The organism is Antarctobacter sp. (assembly GCF_048262615.1).
Taxonomy (GTDB): Bacteria; Pseudomonadota; Alphaproteobacteria; order Rhodobacterales; family Rhodobacteraceae; genus Antarctobacter.
Genome location: NZ_JBLXFB010000012.1, coordinates 1 through 20,588 on the forward strand (window position 1 = coordinate 1; position 20,588 = coordinate 20,588).

Consider the following 20,588-nt stretch of genomic DNA (forward strand, 5'->3'; position numbering starts at 1 on the left):
TTGCGCAGGTCGGGCTTGTCGGTGCCGTATTTCAGCGCCGCCTCGGCATAGGGGATCTGCGGCCAGCTTTCGGGCGCATCGACCGATTTGCCGCCGCCGAACTCCTCGAACACACCGGCAATCACCGGCGAAACCGTGTCGAACACGTCCTGCTGGGTGACAAAGCTCATCTCCATGTCCAACTGGTAGAAGTCGGTCGGAGAGCGGTCAGCGCGCGGGTCTTCGTCGCGGAAACAGGGCGCGATCTGGAAATACTTGTCGAACCCGCTGACCATGATCAACTGCTTGAACTGCTGCGGGGCCTGCGGCAGGGCATAGAACTTGCCCGGCTGCTGGCGCGACGGCACCAGAAAGTCGCGCGCACCCTCAGGCGACGACGCGGTGATGATCGGCGTTTGATACTCGCGGAACCCTTTGCCCCACATCCGCTTGCGGATGGAGGCAACAACATCGGACCGCAGCGTCATCGACGATTGCATCGCCTCGCGACGCAGGTCCAGATAGCGGTACTTCAGGCGGGTTTCCTCTGGGTATTCCTGATCGCCAAACACGATCAGCGGCAGTTCGTCGGCGCTGCCCAGCACCTCCAGTTCGCGCACGAAGACCTCGATCTCGCCGGTGGGCAGGTTCGCGTTCACAAGGCTGGCGTCGCGCGCCAGCACGGTGCCGTCGATGCGGATACACCATTCCGAGCGCACCTTTTCCAGTGCGCCAAAGGCCGGGCTGTCCGCGTCGGCGATCACCTGCGTGATGCCGTAATGGTCGCGCAAGTCGATGAAAAGCACGCCGCCGTGGTCGCGGATGCGATGTACCCAGCCAGCCAGACGGACGGTCTCGCCCACTTGGTCCTTGGTCAGGTCGGCGCAGGTGTGGCTGCGATAGGCGTGCATGTCGGGCCCCTTTGGATATGCGCAAAAGACAGGCGCGATACATCCCGAGGGGCGCAGGAAGTCAAGGGAGCAGGCTTTAATTGGCGAGAATCGGAAGACCCCGACACCCGCGCGGACCGGCGCACAGGCCGCAAAAGGCGCAAAACCGGGGCCGATCCCGCAGGGTCAACGGCCCGGATGCTTAGAACGGGCGCACCACGTTGCCCGAATAGAAATAAACCCCCAGACCCAGCGCAAACAGGATCACACCGGACAGCGCGTGCAGCACAACCGCCTCGGCGAACCTGCCGCGCCGCTCATAGGCCCATGCAAAGACCAGCCCGCCGGAAAAGGTCATCGCCGCGACGATCCAGTTCCAGTACATCAGATGCGCAAAGGAAAAGAGCGCGGCGTTCAGCACCAGCGGCGGCCAGTCGCCGCGCGGCAGCAACCCGCCATAGCGGCGAAAAAACAGCGGCCGGAACACCAGTTCCTGCGGCAAGGCCGACAGCAGCGGATACAGCAGGGCTATCATCAGCATCAGCAACGGGTTGATGCGCAGCAGGGCAAAGGCCGCCTCTGGCGCGGTCAACAGAACCACGGCCAGCCCGATGGTGGCGGTAAGCACGCCGAACCCCGCGACCAGACGCCAGTCGATCCGCCCCGCACCTAGGGCCAGTGACCGCCACTCGAATCCCGGTGTCAGATGCAGCAGCACCAGCCCCAGCGCGGTAAAGCCGAACAACAGCGGAAACATCACGTTTGGCGGAAAGGCCACGGCGATGACCAGCGGGATCACCGCATACAGACCAATGAACTCGACCCACAGCCGCAGCCGCCTCAGGGCAGGGCTGCTTTCCTCTGACACAATGGACACGCGGGCCGCTCCTTGCTCTGGTCGCCTGCCACAGATAGGTGCGACGCTGCGGCGTACCACCCCGTTCGAGGCTTGCGCTCAAAGGCGCGCCGCGTATAACGCCGACAATTTGCCACGAGACCCCCCCGCGACCCCCGCATGCCGGGGCTAAAATGGAGCGCCCGATGCCCAAGAGAACTGACATCCAGTCCATCATGATCATCGGAGCAGGCCCCATCATCATCGGGCAAGCCTGCGAATTCGACTACTCCGGCGCACAGGCCTGCAAGGCGCTGCGCGAAGAGGGCTACCGGGTCATCCTCGTGAACTCGAACCCGGCCACGATCATGACCGACCCCGGTCTGGCCGACGCCACCTACATCGAACCGATCACCCCCGAGGTTGTCGCCCGCATCATCGAAAAAGAGCGCCCCGACGCGCTGTTGCCCACGATGGGCGGCCAGACCGGGCTGAACACCTCTCTCGCGCTTGAGGAAATGGGCGTGCTGGAAAAGTTCGGCGTTGAGATGATTGGCGCAAAGCGCGCCGCCATCGAAATGGCCGAGGACCGCAAACTGTTCCGCGAGGCGATGGACCGCATCGGCCTTGAGAACCCCAAGGCCACCATCGTCACCGCGCCCAAGAACGCCAAGGGCAAGTTCGACCTTGATGCCGGCGTGTCGATCGCGCTGGAAACGCTGGAATATGTCGGCCTGCCCGCCATCATCCGCCCCGCCTTTACCCTTGGCGGCACCGGCGGCGGCGTGGCCTACAACCGTGAGGATTATATTCACTTCTGCCGCACGGGCATGGATGCCTCGCCGGTGGGCCAGATCCTTGTGGACGAGTCGCTGCTGGGCTGGAAAGAGTTCGAGATGGAGGTCGTCCGCGACAAGGCGGACAACGCGATCATCGTCTGCGCGATTGAGAACGTCGACCCGATGGGCGTCCACACCGGCGATTCGATCACCGTCGCCCCGGCGCTGACGCTGACCGACAAGGAATATCAGATCATGCGCAACGGCTCGATTGCCGTGCTGCGTGAGATCGGCGTGGAAACCGGCGGCTCTAACGTGCAGTGGGCGGTGAACCCCGAAAACGGCCGCATGGTCGTGATCGAGATGAACCCGCGTGTCTCGCGCTCTTCGGCTCTGGCGTCGAAGGCGACCGGTTTCCCGATTGCCAAGATCGCGGCCAAGCTGGCGGTCGGCTACACGCTGGATGAGTTGGACAACGACATCACCAAGGTCACACCGGCCTCGTTCGAGCCGACCATCGACTATGTCGTCACCAAGATCCCCAAGTTCGCCTTCGAGAAATTCCCCGGCTCCAAGCCCTATCTCACCACCGCGATGAAATCCGTGGGTGAGGCGATGGCCATTGGCCGCACCATCCACGAATCGCTGCAAAAGGCGCTTGCCTCGATGGAATCCGGCCTGACCGGCTTTGATGAGGTCGAAATCCCCGGCGTCGGGGTCGACGCATGGACCCTTGCGCCAGACAAATCCGCCGTGATCAAGGCCATCGGCCAGCAGACCCCCGACCGCATGCGCACCATTGCGCAGGCCATGCGCCACGGCCTGACCGACGATGAAATCCACGGCGTCACCATGTTCGACCCGTGGTTCCTTGCCCGCATCCGCGAGATCGTCGAGGCCGAAGCCGGGATTCGCGAAAACGGCCTGCCGCAGGACGCCGATGGCATGCGCACGCTCAAGATGATGGGCTTTACCGACGCGCGCCTCGCCAAGTTGACCGGCTTCTCCGAAAAGGACGTGCGCAACCGCCGCCACGCGCAGGGCGTCACCGCCGTCTTCAAGCGCATCGACACCTGCGCCGCCGAGTTCGAGGCGCAAACCCCCTACATGTATTCCACCTACGAAGAGCCCATGATGGGCGAGGTGGAATGTGAGGCCCGCCCCTCCGACCGCAAAAAGGTCGTCATCCTTGGCGGTGGCCCCAACCGCATCGGTCAGGGGATCGAATTCGACTATTGCTGCTGCCACGCCTGCTTTGCCCTGACCGACGCAGGCTATGAAACCATCATGATCAACTGCAACCCCGAAACCGTGTCGACCGACTACGACACCTCGGATCGGTTGTACTTTGAGCCGCTGACCTTCGAACACGTCATGGAAATCCTGCGGGTCGAGCTGGAAAACGGCACCCTGCACGGCGTCATCGTCCAGTTCGGTGGCCAGACCCCGCTGAAGCTCGCCAACGCGCTGGAGGCAGAGGGCATCCCGATCCTCGGCACCACGCCCGACGCCATCGACCTTGCCGAAGACCGCGAACGCTTTCAGGCGCTGGTCAACCAGCTTGGCCTGAAACAGCCGCGCAACGGCATCGCCTCGACCGACGCGCAGGCGCTGGCGATTGCCGAGGACATCGGCTTTCCCCTCGTGATCCGCCCCTCTTACGTGCTGGGCGGCCGCGCGATGGAAATCGTCCGCGATATGGACCACCTGCGTCGCTATATCTCAGAGGCGGTTGTGGTCTCGGGCGACAGCCCGGTTCTACTCGACAGCTACCTGTCTGGCGCGGTCGAACTGGACGTTGACGCGCTCTGCGACGGGCAGAACGTCCACGTCGCGGGCATCATGCAGCACATCGAAGAGGCCGGCGTGCATTCCGGCGACAGCGCCTGTTCCCTGCCGCCCTATTCGCTGGACAAGGCGATCCTGAAAGAGATCGAGGTGCAGGCCCACGCGCTGGCCAAGGCATTGAACGTCGTCGGCCTGATGAACGTGCAATTCGCGATCAAGGACGGTGAGATCTACCTGATCGAGGTAAACCCCCGCGCCAGCCGCACCGTGCCCTTCGTCGCCAAGGCGACCGACAGCGCCATCGCCTCCATCGCCGCCCGCATCATGGCCGGTGAACCGCTGTCCAACTTCCCGCTGCGCGCCGGTTACCCCGAGGATACCGACTACGACACCGATGTGCCGATGGCCGACCCGATGACGCTGGCCGATCCGAACATGCCGTGGTTTTCTGTCAAAGAGGCGGTGCTGCCCTTCGCCCGCTTCCCCGGTGTCGACACGATCCTTGGGCCGGAAATGCGCTCCACCGGGGAGGTCATGGGCTGGGACCGCTCCTTCCCGCGCGCCTTCCTCAAGGCGCAGATGGGCGCGGGCAACGATCTGCCGACCTCTGGCGCGGTGTTCTTTTCGATCAAGGACGACGACAAGACCCCCCAGATCGCCGAAACCGCGCGTGTCCTTGTGGACCTTGGGTTCACCATAGTGGCGACCCAAGGCACCGCCAGCTTCCTTGAGGCGCACGGGATCACCTGCGAACTGGTCAAAAAGGTCTACGAAGGCCGCCCCAACGTGGTCGACCTGATGAAGGACGGCGGCATCCAACTGGTGATGAACACCACCGAAGGCGCCGCCGCCGTGGCCGACAGTCGCGAAATCCGCTCTGTCGCGCTGTACGACAAGATCCCCTACTACACGACCGCCGCCGGAGCGCACGCCGCTGCGCTGGCAATGAAAGAGCGTGAAGAGGGGGAGTTGGTGGTGAAAAGCCTTCAGGGGTAAATTTATGGAGAAACTGATAAAATATGGTCCATTCTGTGCAGCTTATCCGGGTATTCATCTCTTCTCCTGGCGATTTGGATGTCGAAAGGCAAGTGGCCGTTGACGTACTAGAGGAACTCAACAGCATCCGTGGACTAAAGGAAGGATTTCTTCTTCGCCCACTTATGTGGGAGCGAGATGTGCGGCCTGAGTTCGGTAACGAGCCACAAGCGCTAATAAATCGCCAAATCGGCGAAGACTATGATATATTTGTTGGAATTATTTGCTCTCGTTTCGGCACCCCGACATCAGGTTTTGGATCCGGAACTGAAGAAGAGTTTGAGATAGCGCGCAATCTCCATGAAAATGGAAAGCCACTAGAAATTCTCTTTTACTTTAAGGATTTTCGGAGCGCGAAGGAAGTCCCAGACGTCTCCCACTTGGTGAAGATAGACGAATTTAAGAGGAGAGCCGGCAAAGAAGGGGTGTATTGCGAATTTAAAAACTCCGATGAATTTAGATCACGGATCTCCTCACACCTTTCGTCAGCTGTAAATGCACTTCGGAGCCGGCACGAAAACGAGTCGGTGGCAGCCCAAAAAATAGATATTGATACTCATGAGCGGGGATTTGAAGAGCAAGAGGATGTCGGTCTACTTGAATTGATAGATGGGATTGAAGACAATTTTTCTGAACTTGTCGAAAAATCCGCAATTCTAGCTGATGCGATTCAAATCCTTGGTGTGAAGATTGAAGGGTATGCAAACGAACTTAAAGATATTAAAGAGAAGACTCTGGGTTCTCCAAACCGGAAGGTCATAAAGAGAATTCTTCTAAAAACGTCTACAGGTATGCGTGAGTATAATGGCGTTCTGGAGGATGCGTTGCCAAGCTTTGAGGCTAACTTTTCGACTGCAATTGAGTTGATGGGTAGGGCAATTATCATTCAAGGCGAGGATGGATTTTCAAATCGAAATGAAATAGATGATTTGTTTGAGGAATTGAAAAATTTGAAGGCCGTTCTGGAAACTGTTCGCGACGAAATGGCAAATTTTGATAAGTCTGTTAAAGACGTTCCTCGCTTGGATACTGGAGTAAATCAAGCGAAGCGCGCAATAAATAGAGCGCATCAAAGATTGGATGATTGGTTTGATTCTAGCGTTAGGCAGATTGACGTTGTAATGACTGCGATGTCAAATCAAGGTGCATAGTGGCAAAGAGGGGGGGAGTTGTCTCAGGATCGGACTTAATACTCCCCGCCAGTCAGACGCATGCCCCGCCACAAACCGTAGGGCGGGCTTCAGCCCGCCACCTCCGCCACCCCTCACCCCAAACGCCGAAACCTCTGCACCCCCCAGATCATCGCCAAATTCGCCACGCCAAACCCCACCGGCGGCACCAACATCGACGCCATCGCCAAAGGCAAGCTCACCCATCCAATATGCGGCAAGGCCCACGCCTCGACCGCGTAGCGCAGCCAAATCGACAGGCTAAAGAACGACACCGCTGCACAGATCATCAGGATCACCGACACCACCCGCACCCAGCGCGGCAATGGCCCGGCCTTGGGTCGGACGCGCGGTTCCGGCGCTGCACTCTCCACCCGTCGGGTCTTTCGCCAGCGCTGCACCAGTGGAACGATCAGACACCCGGCAAAGAACAGCAGGAACATCCACGCCAGCGCCATGCTCCGGCTTTCGAACAGCGGGTCCACCAAGACGGACTCCGGATCATCCGGCAGGTAGCGCAGCGGTATGCGTGCGCCCGGCTCCACCGCCCTCAGGAAATCCCGCGTGACCTGCGTCTCCACCGTCATCCGGCGCCCTGCGGCCTCGAACCGGACCGTGGCAAAGTAGCGAAGGCGGGGCGGCTTGTCCGGTTGGGTGTTGGTTCGCTGCGTGCGCCCGGACACAAAGACCGCTGTCGTCTCCACCCCGTCGCGCTCAAACTGCGCGGCGCGGGTCGAGGCGCTGTAGATCAGCGCCAGCAGCACAAGGAACAGCAGCGCGACCAGCCCGGTCACGATCAGCGGGATCGGTTTGCGCGTCTCCATCGTTCGGTCCTGTTGCGGGTCGTGGAAATCCAGAGGGTCGGGCGTCGGCCCGTGACCGCTGTCAGACTATCAGCCAAACCGGCGAAATCCACCAATGCCGGGTGGCAAATCGCCGCCCAAATCCTAACGCTTGGTAAATTCGTCTCTGTAACCCATTGATTTTGCGTATGCGCCACCCTGTCCACGCGTGGACAGCCCGGATGTTATCCCTCTCCACATCTGATCGCCGCGCTGCTAAACCGATCCCAGCAGCATTCCCGGAGGGCCCATCCCATGAAACCCGTCATCCTCACCATTCTCGACGGCTGGGGCCTGCGCGAGGACGCGGCCAACAACGCCCCCAAGCTGGCCAAGACCCCCACGATGGACCGCCTCAGCGCCACCTGTCCGCATGCCACACTGATCACCCACGGCCCCGACGTCGGCCTGCCCACCGGCCAGATGGGCAACTCCGAGGTGGGCCACACCAATATCGGCGCGGGCCGGGTGGTTGCCATGGACCTCGGCCAGATCGACCTCGCCATCGAGGATGGATCGTTTTTCCAGAACAAGGCCATTGTCAGCTTTGCCCAGACGGTGAAACAGGCCGACGGGACGGCGCATATCATGGGGCTGACCTCGGACGGCGGGGTCCATTCTCACAGCAGCCATGCGCTTGCCGCCGCCAAGGCGCTGACCGATCAGGGCCTGCGGGTGGCCGTCCACGTCATCACCGATGGCCGCGACGTGGCCCCCACCTCTGCCGCCGAGCAGATTGCCGCCTTCGAGGCCGCCCTTCCCGAAGGCGCAAGCATCGCCAGCGTCACCGGGCGCTATTATGCGATGGACCGCGACAACAGGTGGGAGCGGGTCGAGAAAGCCTATCGCAGCATGGTCGAGGGCGACGCCCCCGCCCAGCCCGACGCCGTGACCGGGATCAAGGCCAGCTATGCCGACGACACGGCGGACGAATTTATCCTGCCCTTCGTCGTCGATGGCTACAAAGGCATCGCGCCCAATGACGGCCTCTTTTTCCTGAACTTCCGCGCTGACCGCGCGCGCGAGATCCTCGCCGCCATCGGCGCGCCGGATTTCGACGGCTTCACGCGCAAGAAAAAGGACTTCTCGGCGCTGTTGGGCATGGTCGAATACTCGGATGCCCACAACGCCTACATGACCACCGCCTATCCCAAGCGGAAGATCGTCAACACGCTGGGCGAATGGGTGGCGAAGCAAGGCAAGACGCAGTTCCGGCTGGCGGAGACAGAAAAGTATCCGCATGTCACCTTCTTCCTGAACGGTGGCAAGGAAACCCCGGAGCCACATGAGGACCGCTTTATGCCCAAGTCGCCCAAGGTGGCGACCTACGACATGCAGCCAGAGATGTCGGCGGGCGAGGTGACGGCGAAATTCCTTGAGGCCATCGATCACGGCTATGACCTGATTGTCGTCAACTATGCCAACCCCGACATGGTCGGCCACACCGGTGATCTACAGGCCGCGATGAAGGCCTGCGAGGCGGTGGATGCGGGGCTGGGGCAGGTGGTGGCCAAGCTGGAACAGACCGGCGGCGCGCTGCTGGTCATCGCCGATCACGGCAACTGCGAAACCATGGTGGACCCCGAAACCGGCGGGCCGCACACGGCGCATACCACCAACCTTGTGCCGGTGATCCTGTTCGGCGGCCCCGAGGGCGCGGCGCTGCGCGACGGACGGCTGGCGGATGTTGCGCCGACGCTGTTGCAACTGATGGACCTGCCGCAGCCTGAGGAAATGACCGGGGTGAGCCTGATCAAGTGAGACGCCTTGCGCTGATCCTTGGGCTTTGGGCCGCGCCGCTGGTCGCGCAGGACGCGGGCGCACAGGCGCGCGCAGCGGCCGAGGCGCTGGAAGCCGCCTCTGTCCTGCTGGGCACGGCTGAAGAGGCGCAGGACCGTGTGGCGGCATTAACCGACACGGTGCGCGCCTATGAGGACGGCATGGCGGCAATGCGCGAGGGGCTGCGCGCCGCGACAATCCGAGAGACCGAACTTTCCCGCAAGCTGGCCGCGCAGGAGGCCGAAGTGGCGCGCCTGCTGGGCGCGCTCATGGCGGTGGGGGACAGGGCCGCCGCGCGCACGCTTGTCCACCCCGAGGGTCCGCTGGGCGCGGCACGGTCCGGCATGTTGGTGGCCTCTGTCACGCCGGGGCTGGCCGACAAGGCCGCCGCCCTGCGCGCCGACCTTGAAGAGGTGACGGCCCTGCGCGCGCTGCAACAGAACGCCGCCGACAAGCTGCAAGAGGGGCTGACCGGCGTACAGGCCGCCCGCACCGCGCTGAGTCAGGCCATTGCCGACCGCACCGATCTGCCCCGCCGCTTTACAGAGGACCCGATCCGCACCGCCATCCTGATTTCGGCCACCGAGACGTTGCAGGGCTTTGCCTCTGGTCTGGCGGAAATTTCCGAGGACGATGGCGCGCCGCCGCTGCCGCCGATCGAGGACCGCAAAGGCATGCTGCCGCTGCCGGCACGGGGGGTGGTCCTGCATGAGGCGGGGGACCGAGATGCCGCCGGGGTGTCGCGCCCCGGCATCGTGCTGGCCACCCGCCCCGGCGCGCTGGTCACAACGCCCACCGCCGCGACAGTCCGCTATGCCGGGCCGCTGCTGGACTACGGTCTTGTCGTGATCCTTGAACCGCAGGCCGACCTGATGTTTGTTCTGGCCGGACTGGAGACGACCTTTGGCGAAACCGGTCAGGTCCTGCCTGCCGGGTCGCCGGTCGGGCTGATGGGAGGAACGGCAGGCAATAATATGTCACCTTCGGGTGAGGGGGCTGGCGCAGGCCGGTCTGAAACGCTCTATATAGAGGTCAGAGAGGGCGACGTGCCCGAAGATCCACTGCGGTGGTTCACAACCGACAAGGGATGATTGAGGTATGAGGAAATTCGTGATGGCCGCGGTGGGCGGCACGCTGGCGTCCGTCGTGGCGACCACCCAATTGGTGGGGCCGCTGCTGGCGCAGGAAGGGGCCCGCCCGCAAAGCGTCTATGAGCAGCTCGACCTGTTCGGCGATATCTTTGAGCGTATTCGCGCGCAATACGTCGAGGAAGTCGATGAAAAGGATCTGATCGAGGCGGCGATCAACGGGATGCTGACCTCGCTTGATCCGCACTCTGGCTACCTTGCCCCCGATGACGCCGCCGACATGCGCGTGCAAACACGGGGCGAATTTGGCGGTCTGGGCATCGAGGTCACGCAGGAAGACGGTTTCGTCAAGGTGGTCTCGCCGATGGACGGCACCCCGGCGGACGCGGCGGGCATGGAAGCGGGCGATTTCATCACGCACGTTGACGGCGAAAGCGTGCTGGGCCTGACATTGGACGAAGCCGTGGACATGATGCGCGGGCCAGTCGGCTCTGAGATCGTGATCACCGTGGTGCGGGAAGGCGTTGATGAGCCTTTTGACGTCTCGATCATCCGCGACACCATCAAGCTGACCGCCGTCCGCTCGCGGACAGAGGGAGAGACCGTGGTGCTGCGCATCACCACCTTCAACGACCAGACTTTTCCCAACCTTGCGGACGGACTGGCCAAACAGGTCGAAGAAGCGGGCGGCATCGACAAGGTCAACGGCTTTGTCGTCGATCTGCGCAACAACCCCGGCGGCCTGCTGAATCAGGCGATCATGGTCTCTGACGCGTTCCTCGACAAAGGTGAGATCGTATCGACCCGAGGCCGCGATCCGGCCGATGGCGACCGGTATAACGCCCAGCCCGGCGATCTGGCACAGGGCAAGCCGCTGGTTGTGCTGATCAATGGCGGTTCTGCCTCGGCCTCCGAGATTGTCGCCGGTGCCCTTCAGGATCATCGCCGCGCCATCGTCGTCGGCACGAAATCCTTTGGCAAAGGCTCTGTCCAGACGGTGATGCCGCTGCGTGGCAACGGTGCGATGCGTCTGACGACCTCGCGCTACTACACGCCCTCGGGCCGGTCGATTCAGGCGTTGGGCGTCTCGCCCGACATCGTGGTCGAACAGCCGCGCCGCGACCCCAACGCGGAGGTCGAAGAGGAACCGGCGAACCCCTTCCGCCGCTCCGAGGCGGATCTGCGCGGCAGCCTCGACAACGATTCGCTGACGCCCGAGGAAATTGAGCAGATTCAGGCCGACCGGGCCAAGGCAGAGGCCGCAGCCAAGTTGCGCGAAGAGGATTACCAGCTGGCCTATGCCATCGACATCCTCAAGGGCCTTGCCGCACTGGCGCCCAAGGACTGAGGCGACATCGACATCACTGATCGTCCGGAAACCGGCGGCCCCCAGGGTCGCCGGTTTTGCTTTGCCCGCTGCCGGCTTCCAAAATGCGCGCCCCTGCGTTAGCGTCCGGGCACCCCAACCCCATGAGACCCCGCATGACCCCCGAACACATTGCCGCCCTGCCATACCGTCGCAACGTCGGCGTCATGCTGGTCAACGCCCACGGCCACGCCTTTGTCGGCCAGCGGATCGACAGCGAGATTCCCGCATGGCAAATGCCCCAAGGCGGGATCGACAAGGGCGAAGACCCGCAAGAGGCGGCGCTGCGCGAACTCGAAGAGGAAACCGGCGTGTCCCGCGATCTGGTCACCGTCGAGGCTGAGACCGATGGCTGGATCGCCTACGACCTGCCGCATGACATCGTGCCACGGATCTGGAAAGGCCGCTATAAAGGGCAGGAACAGAAATGGTTCCTGCTGCGCTTTCACGGGACCGATGATCAGGTGCGGCTGGACGCGGACGACCATCAGGAGTTTTCCGAATGGTGCTGGCTGCCCGCGGATGAGGTTGTCGCGCAGATCGTGCCGTTCAAACGCCCGGTTTACGAACGGGTGATCGCCGCGTTCCGGGGGCACCTGTGATGCGCTGGCTGGCTCTTGCGCTGACCCTTTTGGCAAACCCTGCACTGTCGCTGTCCTGCCAGCGGCCGGACCCGGTGCGGGATTTCCAGACGGCAGAGGCGGATGACGCCCGATGGGGCATTGCGGTCGGACGGCTGGACTTCGACGAGGGGCGCGTGCCCAAGGTCGACTGGAACCGTCAGGACGCGGTGCCGCCGCAGACCGATCTGCGGGCGACGATGGTGGGCCACGCGCTGGACCCCAGCGGGTACAACACGGTGTTTCAGGCAAATGTAACCTTGCGGGTGCTCTGCTTTGGCCCGTGGTGCGCCAGCCCGAAAAGCGGCGCGCGCTACCTTGCCTTCATCAAACATGAGAACGGCAAACGCGTCGTTCAGGCGGATCCTTGCGGCAACTGGCTGCATTTCAATCCGCGGCCTGAGGATCTGGACCGGGTTCACAAATGCCTCGTCGGCGGCCCCTGCAAAGAGCGCGGCTTTCCGATGCCCTGACCGGCGGGCGCATGTCAGTTTCTTCTGTCTGGAAATATCCCGGGGGGGTCCGGGGGGCAGCGCCCCCGCCGGATCGCCGGGCCGCAGGCGCGGCGATCCGCCTAACGCAGCCGCTTCAGAATCGCAGGCGAGGCATAGCCGTCCGGCACAAGCCCCTTGGACCGCTGAAAATTGCGCACCGCCTCGACGGTCAGCGGGCCGATCTTGGCGTCGATCCCTTCAGTGTCAAAGCCCGCGGCGGTCAGACGTTTTTGCAGTTCGACCCGCTCCTGAAAGGTCAGCGCCCGGTCCGCGCGGGGCCAGTTGCCCTTGATCGGCGCGCCGCCCGCAATCCGGTCGGCCAGATGGCCAACCCCGATCACATAGGCATCTGCGGTGTTATAGGTCTCGATCACCTCGAAATTGTCAAAGATCAGGAACGCGGCCCCCTGATGCCCGGCAGGCAGCAGCACAGAGGCTTGGCCGAAATCCTTGACCGGCTGGCCGTCCAGCCCGACAACCCCTTTGCGCGCCCAGGCAGAGGGCAGCCGGGTGACCTCGCGCTTGGCCTCAAGGTAGTCGAACCCCTTGGGCAGCGTCACCTCGACGCCCCAGGGCACGCCGGTTTTCCAGCCGTTGGACTTCAGGTAATTCGCGGTCGAGGCCAGCGCGTCGGCGGGATCGTCGTCCCAGATGTTGCGCCGCCCGTCGCCGTTGTGATCGACGGCAAGCCGCTGGAAAGAGCCGGGCATGAACTGCGTGTGTCCCATGGCCCCGGCCCATGATCCTTGCAGCTTGTCCGGCGTCGTGTCGCCCTGTTGCAGGATCTTCAGCGCGTCGATCAGCTGTTCCTCAAAGAACTCCGCACGTCGCGCGTCATAGGCAAGGCTCGCCATGCTCTGAATGACCGGGGTCGATCCGCGAAAGGTGCCATAGGCGGACTCCAGCCCCCAGATCGCCACGACAATCTCTTTCTGGACGCCGTAGTCCGCCTCGATCCGCTCCAGCAGCTTGGCGTTCTTGCGCAGGGCTGCCTTGCCGTTGCGCACCCGCGCGTCCGAGGCGGCGCTGTCGAGATAGACCCAGATCGTCTTGGTGAACTCAGATTGGTTGCGGTCGCGTTCCACCACCTTGCGGTCGAAATCGACATCCTTGAAGGCGCGATCAAAGGTTTCGGCGCGGATGCCCTGTTCCAGCGCGCGGGGGCGAAAGTCTTTGACCCAGGCGCGGAAACCGGCCTGCGTGCCGGTGATCTCTTTCGAAAGAAGGGCCTCGACCTTGACGCCTGCGGGGCGCAGCGTCGGGCGCAGCGAAAGTGCCGGGGCCAGCGCGCTGGGTGTCAGGGTGGCCGCGCGGGCGACCACCTCTTCTTCTACCTCGGGCGGGGCATCTGCGGGCGTCAGGCGAGTCTCACCGCGGGCGACCGGGCGCAGCGACATGTCCACCGCCTCTGCCGAAGCCGCGTTGGCCGTCAGAAGCAGGGCGATCAGCCCGGAAAACGCGCGACACTTCATGGTTACGATCCTGCTGCTCTTTTGTTTTATAGCAGATTAACGCGGGCAAGGCGGCTTGCGAAGTCGGAACACGCAGGGTTTGCGATTTCCTGCCGCACCGGCCCCTTGTACTTTCGCGTCTGGACCGGAGCCATGGCCGGTTGAGTGCGGCCTCACCCAAAGGTCGGCCGCAACAGCCGATCCCCCGCGTGTCAGGTCACCTGTGCAACGGTTCAGTTCTTTTCCCGTCGATTGCGCGACACCTTGCGCTTGGTCTTGGCGTCCTTGGCCTTGGCCTTGGCCAGTTTGCGGCGGGGCGACGTCCCCGGCTTGCCGCGCCCCCGCCCGCGCGCCTGACGCCCGCCCTGAACGCTCTGGTATTCCTCATCGTCGAGTTCCAGCAGTTCAAAGGCGATGCCGCCGGTCACGGGCGCGGCCTCGACCAATTTCACCCGCGCGCGCATCCCCAGACCGATGATCCGCCCGGTGCTGCCGCCCATAAGCGTGCCTGCGTCGCGGTCAAAGTGGAAATACTCGTTGCCCAGCGTGCCGATGGGCACCAGCCCGTCAGCGCCGGTTTCGTCCAGTTTGACGAAAAGGCCGAACTTGGCGATGCCCGACACCCGACCGGTGAATTCCGCGCCCACCCGGTCCGACAGGTAGGCCGCCAGATAGCGGTCGGTGGTGTCGCGTTCGGCCATCATCGACCGGCGTTCCGTATCGCTGATGTGCTGCGCGGTGGCGTCCAGCCGTTCGATGTCCTGCACGCTCAGACCATCGTCGTCCCATTTGTGCGCGCTGATCAGGGCGCGGTGCACGATCAGGTCCGAATAGCGCCGGATGGGAGAGGTGAAATGCGCGTAGTTTTGCAGCGCGAGCCCAAAGTGGCCAAAGTTCTTGGGGCTGTAATAGGCCTGCGTCATCGACCGCAGGGTGGCGATGTTGATCAGTTCCGCCTCGCCGGTCTTGGCGGCCTGATGCAATAGCTGGTTCAGGTGGCGGGTTTTCAGCACCTGTCCCTTGGCCAGCGTCAGACCGGCGGCTTCGGCGGTGTCGCGCAGGCTTTCCAGCTTGTCCACGGGCGGTTCCTCGTGGACGCGGAACAGCAGCGGTGTGTCCTTGGCGATCAGGGTCTCGGCGGCGGCGACATTGGCCAGCACCATGAATTCCTCGATCAGCTTGTGGGCGTCCAGACGGTCGGCGAAATCGACAGAGGTCACGTTGCCGTCGTCGTCCAGCTTGATCTTGCGTTCCGGCAGGTCGAGGTCCAGCGGCTGACGCCGTTCGCGAGCGGACCGCAGCGCGGCATAGGCGGCGTAAAGCGGTTGCAAGACCGGCTCCAGCAGCGGGCCGCACTTGTCGTTTGGGGTGCCGTCGATGGCCTCCTGCACCTCTGCATAACTCAACGAGGCCGGGGAGCGCATCAGGCCGCGATAGAACCGCTGGCCCAGCTTGTTGCCCTCGGCGTCGATGCGGATGCGCGCGGCGACGCAGGCGCGCGGCACACCCTCATGCAGCGAACACAGGTCGCCCGACAGCCGGTCGGGCAGCATCGGCACAACCCGGTCGGGAAAATAGGAAGAGTTGCCGCGGGCCTTTGCCTCGCGGTCCAGAGCAGAGCCGGGGGTGACGTAATGGGCCACATCGGCGATGGCGACCCAGAGGACATGGCCGCCCGCGTTCTGCGGATCGTCGTCCGGTTCGGCAAAGACCGCGTCGTCGTGGTCGCGGGCGTCGGATGGGTCGATGGTGATCAGCGGCAGCTCGCGCAGGTCTTTGCGGCCCTTGAGGCCGGCGGGCTTCATCCCGTCGGCCTCGGCGATCACGTCTTCGGGGAAGTCGTCGGGGATGCCGTGCTGATGGATCGCGATGAGGGACACGGCGCGCGGCGCGGTGGGGTCGCCCAGCCGCAGCACGATCCGCGCCTTGGGCAGCCCGAGGCGACCGCGTGCCGGTCCTGCCTGTTCGGCCTCGACCAGCTCACCCTCTTGCGCGCCGCCGGTGGCGTCGGGGGCCACCATCCATTCCTTGTCCGCGCCCTTGTCGATGGGCACGATGCGGCCGCCCTCGGCCCCCTTGCGAAAGATCCCCACGACGCGGCGCGGTGCGGTGCCGATGCGGCGGATCAGCCGGGCCTCGTAGTTGTGGTCGGCGTGGTGGACCACCTGAAGGCGGGCGAGGATGCGGTCGCCCTCTCCCAGCGCGGGGTCGCTGGCGCGGGCGATGATCAGGACGATGGGCTCCACGCCTTCGCCGTGCCATTCCAGCGGGCGGGCGAAGAGGTCGCCATTGGCGTCGGGGGCCTTGACCTGAAGCACGCTGACGGGCGGCAGGCGGTCGGGGTCGCGATAGGTCTTGTGGCGTTTTTCAAGGTGGCCCTCGTCCTCAAGCTCGCGGAGGATGCGCTTGAGATCGATGCGGTCAGCCCCTTTGATGCCAAAGGCCTTGGCGATGTCACGTTTCGAGGTGAGGGTCGGGTTCGCGGAGATCCAGTCGAGGACATCCGCCTTGGTGGGCATCTGGCTCATGGGGATGAGGTAGCACGGGCGTGTGGCGGCGTCATGTCGATTCGGCAGGGGGGCCAAAAGTGGTGTCCACGCGTGGACAACATTTCGGGTGTTATAAATCAATGGGTTACAGAGGCGTTTTTACCAATCGTTAGCAACTTGACGTTTCGCGGACGGAAGGTCAGCGGTGGGGTGCCGCCCGTTTTTGCGCCCCTGACGGTCCGGCGCGGTGCAGGTCGGCGGCGGTGTCCACGTCGCGAAGCCTGTCGACACGCGCGATGCGCGCGCCGGGGATCGAGGCGATTGTGTCCGCCAGCGCGTGTTTGGTGGACCAGCGCACGCCGTCGAACAGTGTGGCGGGGATATGTGCGGCATTGCGGACCCCGACCAGCCAATAGCCGCCATCCTCTGCCGGGCCAAAGACCGCTTCGGCCCCGCCCAATGCGCAAAAGGCACGCCAGATGGCGGGGCGGGTGATGCCGGGAATGTCTGCGCCGATGACGCAGACCGGGCCGGGGGCGGTGGCGCGCATGGCGCGGGCCATGCGGTCACCCAGATTGCCGCCGCCCTGCGGCAGGCGGGGCAGATCACCAGGCCAGACACGGCTGGCGGTGGCGGCGCTGTCCGGGCTGACCGCCAGCACCAGATGCCAGCGCGGATCGCGCAGGCGGCGCAGCAGGCGCGCGGTTTGGTGGCGGAACCACCACGCGGCGGGGACGGTGCCGATGTCGCGCGCCAGCCGGGTCTTTACCCGACCGGGGCGCGGTTCCTTGACCATCACAACCAGCGTCGGTTTCACACCTGCGCCCGCATGTCCTGATGCGGGATGCCCGCGTCGTCATAGACCGGGCCAAAGGCGGCAAAGCCCAGTTTTTCGTAGAAGGGCTGTGCGTGGCATTGCGCGCCCAGCACCACCGATGAAACGCCGGGCTGGCCCGTGAACCAGTCCACCCCGAAGCGCACCAGCGCCGCGCCAAGGCCGGTGCCGCGCGCCTGTGACAGCACGCAGACGCGGCCAATGCGGCCCTCTTTGCCCACTTGCCGCAGGCGGGCGGTGCCCAGCGGGGTGTCGTTGACATAGGCCAGCAGATGCACCGCCTGCGCGTCCAGATCATCCCACTCATCCGCCTCTGCGATGCCCTGTTCGTCGATGAAGACGGCGCGCCGCAGCGCGTGGCAGGTGGGGAGGTCGTCGGTCTGCGCGATCCGGATCATGCAAAATAATCCTGAAGGATGCGGGTGTAGATCGCCTTGAGCTGATGCACATGGGCGAGTTCGACCCGTTCATCGACCGCGTGCATCCGCTTGCCCACAAGGCCAAATTCCACCACCGGGCAGTGGTTTTTGACAAAGCGTGCGTCAGAGGTGCCGCCGGTGGTGGACAGTTCCGGCGTGATGTTGGTTTCCAGCGCCACGGCGCGCGAGACCAGTTCCGACAGCGGCCCCGGCGGGGTCAGAAAGCTTTCGCCGGAAATCTTGATCTGGACCTCTGTGGTGGTGCCGTATTCGGCGTCTACCTTGGCCGCCTCGGTGCGCAGCCAGTCCGACAGCGCCGCCCCGGTGTGAGTGTCGTTGAAGCGGATGTTGACGGTGGCGCGGGTCAAAGCGGGGATCACGTTGGTGGCGGGGTTGCCGGTGTCGATGGTCACAACCGCCAGCGTCGAGGGATCGAAATGGTCGGTGCCCTCATCCAGCGTGTGACTGGCCAGCCGGTCCATCAGGCGGGCCATGGCGGGCATCGGGTTCAGCGCGCGGTGCGGATAGGCGGAATGGCCCTGTTTGCCGGTCACGGTGAACCACGCGGTCAGCGACCCGCGTCGCCCGATCTTGATCATCTGGCCCATGTGGTCGGGGGAGGTCGGCTCTCCGACCAGACAGTGCGTCATCTGCTCGCCCTCGGCGGCCATCCAGTCCAGCAGGGCCACGGTGCCGTCGGTGGCGTCGCCCTCTTCGTCGCCGGTGATGGTCAGGATCACCGCGCCGTCGGGGGGCGTGTCGCGGACAAAGTCGATGGCCGCAGCGGCAAAGGCGGCGACGCCGGATTTCATGTCCGTTGAGCCGCGCCCATATAGATAGCCATCGTCGATTTCTGCGCCGAAGGGATCAAAACTCCAGTCGTCGGGGTTGCCGATGGGGACCACATCGGTGTGGCCGTTAAAGCCAAAGGTGCGGGCGTGGCCCTTGTCGCCCCAGCGGGCAAACAGGTTGGACACCTCGCCCCGATCGACGCGGGTGCAGGTGAATCCTGCGCTTTCCAGCAGCTCTTGCAGCAGGGTCAGCGCGCCGCCCTCTGCGGGGGTGACAGAGGGGCATTGCACGAGGCGGGCGGTGAGGTCGACCGGATCGGTCATCGGGCGGCTCCTGAGGTGGCGGGCGTTTGGGCAAGGGCTATCGCGCCTTGGGACGCTTGGCAAATGGCGCAGGGGGAAAGGGCGTGCTAGGCCTGTGTCAATGGTAAGGGGTGCGGGGCAAGATGGGCTGGATTGCGGTATCGGGGGCGGGCGCGCATTGGGTCGATCCGGACTGGACGTCGGGGGCGGCGGACCGCCTGTTGCCGCGCGGCACCGTGATGGTCGAGGCCCGTCTGGCGGGCGGCGCGCGGCCCGAACGGCTGGTGTCGATTGACCGGGTGTTGCCATGGCCCGGCAGCCTGTCGCTGACCATGGTGTCGGGGCAGGGGCTGGCGCTGGTGATCTCACAAGGGGCGGATGTGTTCCAGAGCGTGCTGCAGCTGCCGGCAGAGCGGCGCGAAGAGGTGCTGCGCATCAGTTTCGCGTGGGACAGCCCGGCGCGGCGCGGGCGGTTCGCGGTCGAGCGGGCGGATGGCACCGTGCTGGCGCTGCAAGAGACCGCCGCGCCGCCGCCGCTGACGGGGGGCGATGTGCTGGCCTTGCAGGGGGCGGGCTGTTGCGCGCTGTCCGATGAGGTTGAACCGCTGGGGCCGGTGCCGACGCTGGCGGGGGAGACGCAGGTGGTGACGCCGCAGGGGACGCGGCGGGTGGATGCTTTGCGCTGTGGCGATACGGTTGTGACCCATGCGGGCGCGGTGGTGCCGGTGCTGGCGCAGGTGTCGCGGCGGGTTCCGGCGCAGGGGACGTTCCGGCCGGTGCGCTTGCAGGTGCCCTACTTTGGGCTGCGCGAGGATCTGATCGTGGCCCCCGGTCAGTGCCTTGTGGTGGCGGGGGCCGATGTGTCCTACCTGTTTGGCTGCGAGGCGGTGCTGGTGCCCGCCGCCGGGCTGGTGAACGGACGCGCGGCGGTGTTCGAGGACAGCGGCCCGCTGGTCACGTGGCATCAGGTGCTGTTGCCGGGCCACGAGGCGCTGGTCTCGGCGGGCGCGGGCATCGAGAGCCTGTATGTCGGGCGGTTGCGGCGGCGGCGGGATTTCCTGCGCGATACGCTGCTGGCGGATGTGCCTGCGGGGCTGATGCCGGAACACGGTGGCACCGCGCTCAAGGTGCTGGCCCCGTTCGAGGCGGTGACGCTCGCCGAAAGCCGCGCCGCCTGAGAGGGGCTGGTCAGTCGTTGAAGGGGGTCACCTGCGCGACGATCACGGCGTTTTCGGCGCGCGCGCGGTCCATCAGCGCGGCCTCTTCCTCGTCGATTTCGTGGCCTTGGGCCTCACGCTCTTCGCGGGTGCCGTAGCCGGTGACGTCCAGCGGGGCCATGTCGGCCTGTTTCAGGATCGCCACGGTTTCGCGCACGGCCTCTGCCTCATCCACGCCGGAGGCGTAGCACATCAGCGCAGCACCGGTGGATTTGGCGGGCAGGCCGTCGCCGTTCTTGCGCCCGACCTCGACCAGCAGGGTGTAGACCTGTTGTGGCTTCTTGTCGGCTTTGGGCTTTTTGTCGGCCATGACGGCACCCCCCTTTGGTTGCGGCGCGAGCGATGCGCTTTTGCGTGCCGCCTGTCAAGCGGGCTGCGTGGCATATCGGCCACGGGCGGCGGCGTCCGGAATTCCCGAC

At 64.4% G+C, this 20,588-nt stretch carries 17 protein-coding genes; 8 read left to right on the forward strand and 9 right to left on the reverse strand.

Going from position 1 to position 20,588, the window contains the following annotated elements; translation table 11 throughout:
- Positions 1 to 890, reverse strand: an 890-nt coding sequence (aspS, locus tag ACN0S5_RS14045) for an aspartate--tRNA ligase (protein WP_417209244.1), incomplete at its 3' end; no start/stop codon positions are given.
- Between the two features lie 181 nt (positions 891 to 1,071).
- Positions 1,072 to 1,746 (reverse strand): CPBP family intramembrane glutamic endopeptidase, encoded by a 675-nt coding sequence (locus ACN0S5_RS14050; RefSeq protein ID WP_417209246.1) that lies wholly within the window; start codon positions 1,744 to 1,746, stop codon positions 1,072 to 1,074.
- A 164-nt stretch (positions 1,747 to 1,910) separates the two neighbouring features.
- Between ACN0S5_RS14050 and carB the strand changes: the two genes are divergently transcribed.
- Complete coding sequence (carB, locus tag ACN0S5_RS14055) at positions 1,911 to 5,267, forward strand: carbamoyl-phosphate synthase large subunit (RefSeq protein WP_417209249.1); 3,357 nt, start codon at positions 1,911 to 1,913, stop codon at positions 5,265 to 5,267.
- Between the two features lie 23 nt (positions 5,268 to 5,290).
- Positions 5,291 to 6,457 (forward strand): DUF4062 domain-containing protein, encoded by a 1,167-nt coding sequence (locus ACN0S5_RS14060; RefSeq protein WP_417209251.1) that lies wholly within the window; start codon positions 5,291 to 5,293, stop codon positions 6,455 to 6,457.
- Positions 6,458 to 6,570: 113 nt separating this feature from the next.
- Here the strand turns inward: ACN0S5_RS14060 and ACN0S5_RS14065 are convergent, their stop codons facing one another.
- The gene (locus ACN0S5_RS14065; protein ID WP_417209253.1) at positions 6,571 to 7,299 is read right to left on the reverse strand and encodes a DUF3592 domain-containing protein; all 729 of its coding nucleotides are present in this window, start codon (positions 7,297 to 7,299) and stop codon (positions 6,571 to 6,573) included.
- A gap of 273 nt (positions 7,300 to 7,572) precedes the next feature.
- Between ACN0S5_RS14065 and gpmI the strand changes: the two genes are divergently transcribed.
- The 5 genes from gpmI to ACN0S5_RS14090 all read left to right on the forward strand — a co-directional run bounded on the left by gpmI (position 7,573) and on the right by ACN0S5_RS14090 (position 12,643).
- Positions 7,573 to 9,078 carry a 2,3-bisphosphoglycerate-independent phosphoglycerate mutase gene (gene gpmI / locus ACN0S5_RS14070; RefSeq protein ID WP_417209256.1) on the forward strand — a complete coding sequence of 502 codons (1,506 nt, stop codon included), beginning with the start codon at positions 7,573 to 7,575 and terminating at the stop codon, positions 9,076 to 9,078.
- Complete coding sequence (locus ACN0S5_RS14075; RefSeq protein WP_417209258.1) at positions 9,075 to 10,187, forward strand: murein hydrolase activator EnvC family protein; 1,113 nt, start codon at positions 9,075 to 9,077, stop codon at positions 10,185 to 10,187. Before gpmI ends, ACN0S5_RS14075 begins: the two co-directional genes overlap by 4 nt.
- A 7-nt stretch (positions 10,188 to 10,194) precedes the next feature.
- On the forward strand, positions 10,195 to 11,532 hold the full coding sequence (locus tag ACN0S5_RS14080) for a S41 family peptidase (protein ID WP_417209261.1): 1,338 nt from the start codon (positions 10,195 to 10,197) through the stop codon (positions 11,530 to 11,532).
- A 134-nt stretch (positions 11,533 to 11,666) separates the two neighbouring features.
- Entirely contained in the window at positions 11,667 to 12,152 is a 486-nt protein-coding gene (locus ACN0S5_RS14085; RefSeq protein ID WP_417209263.1) for an RNA pyrophosphohydrolase, read from the forward strand.
- Positions 12,152 to 12,643 carry a hypothetical protein gene (locus tag ACN0S5_RS14090; protein ID WP_417209265.1) on the forward strand — a complete coding sequence of 164 codons (492 nt, stop codon included), beginning with the start codon at positions 12,152 to 12,154 and terminating at the stop codon, positions 12,641 to 12,643. Before ACN0S5_RS14085 ends, ACN0S5_RS14090 begins: the two co-directional genes overlap by 1 nt.
- A gap of 101 nt (positions 12,644 to 12,744) precedes the next feature.
- Here ACN0S5_RS14090 and ACN0S5_RS14095 read toward each other — a convergent pair whose 3' ends face one another.
- From ACN0S5_RS14095 to dapE, 5 genes are all read right to left on the reverse strand, one after another.
- Positions 12,745 to 14,136, reverse strand: coding sequence for a lytic murein transglycosylase (locus ACN0S5_RS14095; protein ID WP_417209266.1), 1,392 nt, complete (start codon positions 14,134 to 14,136; stop codon positions 12,745 to 12,747).
- A gap of 212 nt (positions 14,137 to 14,348) precedes the next feature.
- A complete protein-coding gene (gene rnr, locus ACN0S5_RS14100; protein ID WP_417209268.1) occupies positions 14,349 to 16,643 on the reverse strand; it encodes a ribonuclease R in 2,295 nt (764 codons plus the stop codon).
- A 160-nt stretch (positions 16,644 to 16,803) separates the two neighbouring features.
- Complete coding sequence (locus tag ACN0S5_RS14105; protein WP_417209270.1) at positions 16,804 to 17,421, reverse strand: TIGR04282 family arsenosugar biosynthesis glycosyltransferase; 618 nt, start codon at positions 17,419 to 17,421, stop codon at positions 16,804 to 16,806.
- The gene (locus tag ACN0S5_RS14110; RefSeq protein ID WP_417209435.1) at positions 17,418 to 17,834 is read right to left on the reverse strand and encodes a GNAT family N-acetyltransferase; all 417 of its coding nucleotides are present in this window, start codon (positions 17,832 to 17,834) and stop codon (positions 17,418 to 17,420) included. Before ACN0S5_RS14110 ends, ACN0S5_RS14105 begins: the two co-directional genes overlap by 4 nt.
- The gene (gene dapE, locus ACN0S5_RS14115; protein WP_417209273.1) at positions 17,834 to 18,973 is read right to left on the reverse strand and encodes a succinyl-diaminopimelate desuccinylase; all 1,140 of its coding nucleotides are present in this window, start codon (positions 18,971 to 18,973) and stop codon (positions 17,834 to 17,836) included. The genes ACN0S5_RS14110 and dapE overlap by 1 nt, the downstream gene beginning before the upstream one ends.
- A gap of 122 nt (positions 18,974 to 19,095) precedes the next feature.
- On the opposite strand from dapE, the gene ACN0S5_RS14120 reads away from it, so the two are divergent.
- On the forward strand, positions 19,096 to 20,130 hold the full coding sequence (locus ACN0S5_RS14120) for a Hint domain-containing protein (protein WP_417209275.1): 1,035 nt from the start codon (positions 19,096 to 19,098) through the stop codon (positions 20,128 to 20,130).
- A 10-nt stretch (positions 20,131 to 20,140) separates the two neighbouring features.
- Here the strand turns inward: ACN0S5_RS14120 and ACN0S5_RS14125 are convergent, their stop codons facing one another.
- A complete protein-coding gene (locus tag ACN0S5_RS14125; RefSeq protein WP_417209276.1) occupies positions 20,141 to 20,479 on the reverse strand; it encodes a hypothetical protein in 339 nt (112 codons plus the stop codon).
- Positions 20,480 to 20,588: the final 109 nt, after the last annotated feature.